5 protein-coding genes and 1 pseudogene are annotated in these 6,290 nt (G+C 59.7%); 1 reads left to right on the top strand and 5 read right to left on the bottom strand.

What is annotated here, in order from left to right:
• Positions 1-107 (top strand): annotated as a pseudogene (locus HNW77_RS17880) (IS5/IS1182 family transposase); the annotation flags it as partial.
• Positions 108-192: 85 nt separating this feature from the next.
• Here HNW77_RS17880 and HNW77_RS16745 read toward each other — a convergent pair.
• The 5 genes from HNW77_RS16745 to HNW77_RS16725 form a co-directional block, all read right to left on the bottom strand.
• Entirely contained in the window at positions 193-1,491 is a 1,299-nt protein-coding gene (locus tag HNW77_RS16745) for a nucleobase:cation symporter-2 family protein (RefSeq protein ID WP_276592105.1), read from the bottom strand.
• An 84-nt stretch (positions 1,492-1,575) separates the two neighbouring features.
• Complete coding sequence (locus tag HNW77_RS16740) at positions 1,576-4,059, bottom strand: TonB-dependent receptor (protein ID WP_172159209.1); 2,484 nt, start codon at positions 4,057-4,059, stop codon at positions 1,576-1,578.
• 492 nt (positions 4,060-4,551) lie between these two features.
• On the bottom strand, positions 4,552-4,989 hold the full coding sequence (locus HNW77_RS16735; protein WP_172159207.1) for an ExbD/TolR family protein: 438 nt from the start codon (positions 4,987-4,989) through the stop codon (positions 4,552-4,554).
• A 54-nt stretch (positions 4,990-5,043) separates the two neighbouring features.
• Complete coding sequence (locus tag HNW77_RS16730; RefSeq protein ID WP_172159205.1) at positions 5,044-5,466, bottom strand: ExbD/TolR family protein; 423 nt, start codon at positions 5,464-5,466, stop codon at positions 5,044-5,046.
• A 2-nt stretch (positions 5,467-5,468) separates the two neighbouring features.
• The coding region (locus HNW77_RS16725) for a MotA/TolQ/ExbB proton channel family protein (protein ID WP_172159203.1) at positions 5,469-6,290 on the bottom strand (822 nt) is incomplete at its 5' end.

The raw sequence follows: 6,290 nt of genomic DNA, 5'->3' as shown, positions 1-6,290 counted from the left end.
TCTGCAAGCTCAAGGAGTTCAAGCGTATCGCCACGCGGAGCGACAAGACAGACAGATCATTCGCAGCGATGATTTATCTCTCCGCTGCAATCATCAATTCACGATAATTCCCAACAGGCCCCAAAAATCTTCAAAAGACGCCGTCTTTTTTCAAAAAGGCGGCGCCCAAAAACTTTTATGACTTTCTACCGGTCAGTTGCGACCCTGCCCCACCAGCAGGTTGAGCGCCACGCCGGACAGAATGCATAGCAGCACCCCGTTGCCCAGCAGCAGCCGCGCCAGCCCGTTCATGTGGGTGAACAGGTCCGGGCAGGCCATGGGCAACAGCCCCAGCCCGAGTGATACGGCGGCAATCAGTCCATTGCGCGTGCCCTCAAAGCGCACATGCAGCAGTTCGCGTATGCCGCCCACCGTGGTCATGCCGAACATGACCAGCCCGCAGCCCCCCAGCACCGGGGCTGGCAGGGCGGCTATCAGCGCGCCCAGCTTGGGGAACAGCCCCAGCCCGATCATGACCACCCCTGCTGCTGCCACCACAAAGCGGCTGCGGATGTCGGTCATGGCGATCAGCCCGGTATTCTGGGTAAAGGCATTGTAGGGAAAGCTGTTGAACATGCCCCCCAGCATGGTGGACAGGCCATCGGCCCGCAGCGCGCCTGCAATGGTCACGTCATTGACCGGCAGGTCCACCACGCGGCCAATGGCCAGGCAGTTGCCGGTTGTTTCCGCCACGATGATGACCATGCTCAGCAACATGATGAACACCGGCATGGCATGGAACGCGGGCAGGCCAAACGCAAAGGGGGTGCTTACGGCAAACCAGGGTGCCTCAGCCACCATGCCGTAATGCCCCATGCCGCACAGGGCTGCGATCACGCTGCCCGCCACCAGCCCCACCAGCACGCTGATATTGGACCAGAACCCCCGGCCCCAGGCCTGTATGCCCACCGTGATGACGATGGTGACGAAGGCCAGCGCAAGGTTGGCCACGCTGCCAAACCCTGGCGCACCGGGCGTGCCGCCACCAATCCACCGCCCCGCCACGGGAATGAGCGTGAGCCCGATGATGATGATGAGGCAGCCAATGACCACGGGCGGGAAAAAGCGCATGAGCCGCGCCATGACCGGCGCCAGCACCACCATGGCCAGCCCCGCCCCGATCACCGCGCCAAACACCGAGCGCACGCCATAGATCTGCCCGATGAGCAGCATCGACGCCAGCATGGCGAAGGATGACCCCTGCACGATGGGCAGGCGCGAGCCGAATTTCCATACCCCCACGCTCTGTATGATCGTGGCGATGCCCGATGTCATCAGCCCGCAATTGATCAGCATGACCGTCTGCGGGCCAGACAGGTGCATGGCGGCGGCAAAGACCAGCGGCACCGCCACCGTGCCCGCGTACATGACCAACGCATGTTGCAGCCCGAAGGCAAACAGCATGCCCATGGGCAGCATTTCATCAACCGGGTGGGTTTTGTGTGCTGTCACATGCCCTCTCCACTTGCAGGTACGCGCCTGCACAAGAAGAACCCCGCCTTCTGGTAAAGGCGGGGTCCGGCAGGCGTCGGGAAATCAGAAGGAGGTGGAGACCGTGCCCGTCATGGTAAAGCGCGGCTCGACCATGAAGGAGTTGCCCGAAAGCGCCCGGCCCAGATTGGCGGATGCGCCGTAGTACCCCGGATAGGACAGGGCGGTGGGATGATTCAGGCCATAGATCGCCCCCATGGCGCCAGTACGGACGATCGAGCCGGTCAGGTTGGTAAAGTTCAGCTTGAACGTCGGTGACTTGGCATACATGAACGGCTTGAAGTGATAGCCGAGCGACAGGGTATCGGTCACGTAGCCAGGCATGCGCTCGCTATTATCCATCGCCACCGACTGCGCGCCAGTATAATGCACCGCCGCATTGGCAAAGAAGCCACGGTACTTATATGTAAGGCCAAAGTTTGCCATGACATGTGGCGCCATGACGGCTTCCTTGCCCTTGGCATAGACAGTCTGCCCAAGGGCGTCCTGAACGTTCGAATCCTGTGTCGCATGCAGATATTCAAACGACGCGTAGGGGCTGAAGCCATGAATGGGGCGGCTGGCGACCATCACGTCAAAGCCACGCATGGTCTGGTTACCACCCTCGATCGGCATATACTGGTTGGCGCCGAGATAGGTGTCGAGAATGCGGTTGGTCACGTTGTAGTTGAACAGCGACAGATCGAACATCACGTATTTGTCGTGATAGCGGTAGCCCAGTTCTTCCTTGATGGAATACTGGTTCTTCAGCATCGACTGGCCATTGACAGGCGTCAGCCACCCCAGGTCGGTCGCGCTGGGCTGACGGTAATCCCCTTCCGCATTCACGTAGATCTGGTGATGATCATTGAAGGTATAGCTGATGGAAAGCTGCGGCAGCGGCTCGGTCGTGTTTGCACCGTTCTGGCCCGCCATGGTGCCATTCTTGCCATAAGTCCAGCTTTTGGAGCCGGCATTGGCAAGCCAGTTCTTGTTCCATGCATCGGACATGACAAACTTGAAGCCTGCATGGATCTGCAGCTTGTCATTGAAATACTTGGCGGTGTCCTGAATGAACAGCGAATGCAGTTCGTAACCCGCATCAACACCGGTAAGGAAGGATTGTGACAACTGGTAAGACGGATTGTTGGGGCTGGGAGCCTGACCGTTCTGCATGGTCGCGCTGACCGGATAGTTCTGGATGGTCTGGTTGTTTTCATACCAGTAGCCAAACGACAGATGGTTGTGCCTATCGATCTGGTAGCCGATCTTCGCAACCGCACCAACCTGACGGGCCTCATTCTCCTGGAAGTAATTGGTTATGTTGTGGGTGCCAGTCGTCTGGTTATAATAGAGGTCATAATTATCACCAAAAGCCCCATTATTACCAGGCGAGGCATCCCAACCCTGCCCGAAGCTGAAATAGGGCTGCAGGTCAAACGCGAATTTTGCAGGCAGCACGACATGGATCGGTGCCGTTAGAAAGATCTGGTTCCAGTGGTCGTTATTGTTCTGCCAGTAGTTGTCGCTGGTCGGATCGGAGTTGCGGCCATAGCCTTCGCCCGTGCGCTTGTAGTTTTCAAACGCCTTGCCATCAGGATAGGCATCGATGGTGAAATCCTCGGAATTCCACGACACGAACAGCTTGGCGTTGGAGCCGTTGCTCCAGTCCTTCTGCAGGCCGAAATCGATATGCTTGCGCTGGTTGATGCCCGAACCCATCCACGAGCGCGAATGCGTGTTGGAGAACGAGAAATAGCTGCGCACGCCAGTGTGGCCGATCTCGCCCGAATCCAGCCGGATGAACTCGCGCGACATGTTGTTCGTGCCGTACGAGAAATCCATCATGCCGCCGAATTTCTGCGATGCCGTGCGCGAGCGCTCGTTCATCACGCCGCCTGCGGCCGATATGGCGGGCAGGTCGGTGGCGGAACTGCCGGGCGTTACCTCGACACTCTCGAGGTTTTCTGAATCGATATCCTCGTTCAGGTATTTGGCTGCCGCCGCCGGTGCGCCATCAAGCATCAGCCCCATGTCGAGGTCGGTCAGGCCACGGGTCTGGATCTGACCACCTTCCATGCCCGACGGGTCCGGCGTGGTCACGTTCATGCTCGGCAGGTTCTTGACCAGATCGAGCGCCGTGCTGGTGGGGCTGCGCATTTCAATGAACTGCTTGCCGATGGTCTGCACCGCATGCGGCGCGGTTTCCTGGCGCATCATGCCACCACCGCCATCACGCGCCTCACGCGAGGACGCCACGCGGATCAGCTCGGGGGCCGAGGTATCCGTAACACCCGCAGGCGCTGCGCTATGCGGCTTCGGCGCCGCTACCTGCCGGACCGGTGCATGGCGATGCGGGGTGGTGTGCGTGGTTGCCACCTGCGCCCAGGCTTCGCTGCCCGTAGCGAGGCACATCGTGCCCACCAGGCACGATACGGCACGCAGGCGCGTTTTCAGCCCCGGCCTGCGCAGCCCGGCCAGTCCACCCTGCTCCGCTGCATTGCGCACCTGCCGTATCACGACGTTATAGATATCCCGGCCCGTCTTCATTCGTTCCCCCCGCAAATCTGTCCGGCGGCACGCCATTGCGTGCAGTCATACGGTTTTCAGCGGCAGCCATCCCCGTCTGCCTCACTGACAGCATTTTCCGTCCCGTATCGGTCATGCTGAAGTAGTTGCGGAAACTGAACATTCCGCCTTTCTGTTGACTTATGAAATACACTTGGACAGGCCAAGCGCAAAAAACGCAACAGCGTGTTTATCTATCTGGAAACCGGGGATTGCCCAGCAACGGCAATGCCACCTATCCCCCTATAAACCAACGATTTTGCGCATTTCTATTTTATATTCGATATGAATAACAGCCACCCGATCCACTGCAACAATGTGGGTTGCGTGCTTTTTATGCTACAGCTGCCTCAGGCCATGTGCCCTAAAAAACGGCATTTCATACCCGTGCCGCACGCATGAAAAAAGCGGCCCTTCCCACAAGGGAAGGACCGCTTTTCACGTCATGATGCTGCGTAATGAAAATGGAGGCGCTTACTGCGCGTCCATGAACTGATCGCTCCCCATGATTCCCAGCTTGCTCACGCCAAGGCGCTGTGCATCGGCCAGGACATGCGCCACGACCTTATAGCTGGCCAGGCGATCGGGATGGATGTGCATCTCGGGCTGGACCGGCTGGGCCGCCGCATCCTTGAAGCGGGACTGAAGATCCGCCTCGCCTGAAACGGGTTCGCCATTCCAGGTGATGGTGTTGTCAAAATCGATCGCCACCGTATCCACAACCGGATCAGGGGCGGCGGAAGGCGGCGGATTGCCCTGCGGCAGATCGATCGAGACTGAATGCGTCTGGAGCGGGATGGTGATGATCAGCATGATCAACAGCACCAGCATGACGTCAATCAGGGGCGTGGTATTGATATCGACAATACCTTCGTCCTCGGTCGTGCTGTCTGAGCCGACATTCATGCCCATGGTGTCTACTCTCCCCAATGTGGCCGGGGCATGACCCCCGGCCGGGAATGGATATCAGCCGTGTGGCTGCTCAGTGATGAAATCGACGTGAACGATACCGGCCTGCTGGCAGGCTGCGATCACCTTGCCCACACCTTCGTATTTTGCCGTCTGGTCACCGCGGATCTGGATCTGGGGCTGCGGGTTTTCCGCAGCCACGTGTTCCAGGTGCGATTCCAGGTCGGCATAGCTGGTGAGCGGCGTCTCGTTCCAGTAGGCCTGCCCGGTCGGCGTGATCGCCACGACGATGTTGTTCTGCAACGTCCGGGTTGGCTGGTTAGCATCCATGGGGAGGCTAACCTTGATGGTATGTGTCGCGACGGGGATGGTGATCAGGAAGATGATCAGCAGCACCAGCATGACGTCGACAAGCGGTGTGGTGTTGATGGCCGACACCACCTCGTCTTCATCGCCGCCACCTCCAACTTGCATACCCATGATCAGGCCACCCGGTTATCGATAGTCGTGGTTGTGGGGGAGTTATCGGGATGGATGGTGATTTCCGCGCCATGGCGGTAGCCACCCATCAGGATCGACTGCACGTCAGCGGCGAAGTTGCGCACCTTGTCAATGGCGCCCTTGTTGCGGCGGACCAGCAGGTTGTAGCCCAGAACGGCGGGAACGGCGGTGCCGAGGCCGATGGCGGTCATGATCAGCGATTCACCCACGGGGCCGGCAACCTTGTCGATCGAGGCCTGGCCTGCGATGCCGATGGCCGTCAGCGCGTGATAGATGCCCCACACGGTGCCGAACAGACCCACGAACGGCGAGGTCGAACCCACGGTGCCGAGGAAGGCAAGGCCGCCCTGCAGCTTGGTCTGGATCACGTCAACCGAACGCTGGATGGACATGGTGGTCCAGGAATGCAGGTCGATGGATTCCTGCATCGTCCCTTCGTGGTGCTCGGCAGCCTTGACACCCGTATCGGCGATGTAGCGGAACGGGGAGTTCGCGGGCAGGGCCGCAGCGCCTTCCTTGATCGAACCCTTGGTCCAGAAATCGGTCATCACCTGCTTGGCGGCGTTCATCACGCGGGCCTGCTCGAAGAACTTGGTGATCATGATGTACCAGGTGCCCAGCGACATGAACACCATGATGAGCAGCACGCCACGGGCGATGAAGTCACCATTGGCCCACAGGGCGCCAAGGCCGTACGGGTTGCCCTCGGGCGCCTTTGGCGCATCGGCCGGGGGCGCTGCGTCAGCGGCGGGGGCCGGTGCTTCTGCGGGGGCTGCTGCCGGGGCCGCATCAGCGGGGGCGGG

Source organism: Komagataeibacter melomenusus (genome assembly GCF_013155395.1).
Lineage (GTDB): Bacteria > Pseudomonadota > Alphaproteobacteria > Acetobacterales > Acetobacteraceae > Komagataeibacter > Komagataeibacter melomenusus.
This window is presented reverse-complemented; position numbering and strand designations above follow the sequence as displayed.

Bases quoted from the DNA above. Each gene is read 5' to 3' on its own strand.
- HNW77_RS16730 (WP_172159205.1), bottom strand. From the start codon at position 5,466: ATGGGTATGCAAGTTGGAGGTGGCGGCGATGAAGACGAGGTGGTGTCG.
- HNW77_RS16735 (WP_172159207.1), bottom strand. From the start codon at position 4,989: ATGGGCATGAATGTCGGCTCAGACAGCACGACCGAGGACGAAGGTATT.
- HNW77_RS16740 (WP_172159209.1), bottom strand. From the start codon at position 4,059: ATGAAGACGGGCCGGGATATCTATAACGTCGTGATACGGCAGGTGCGC.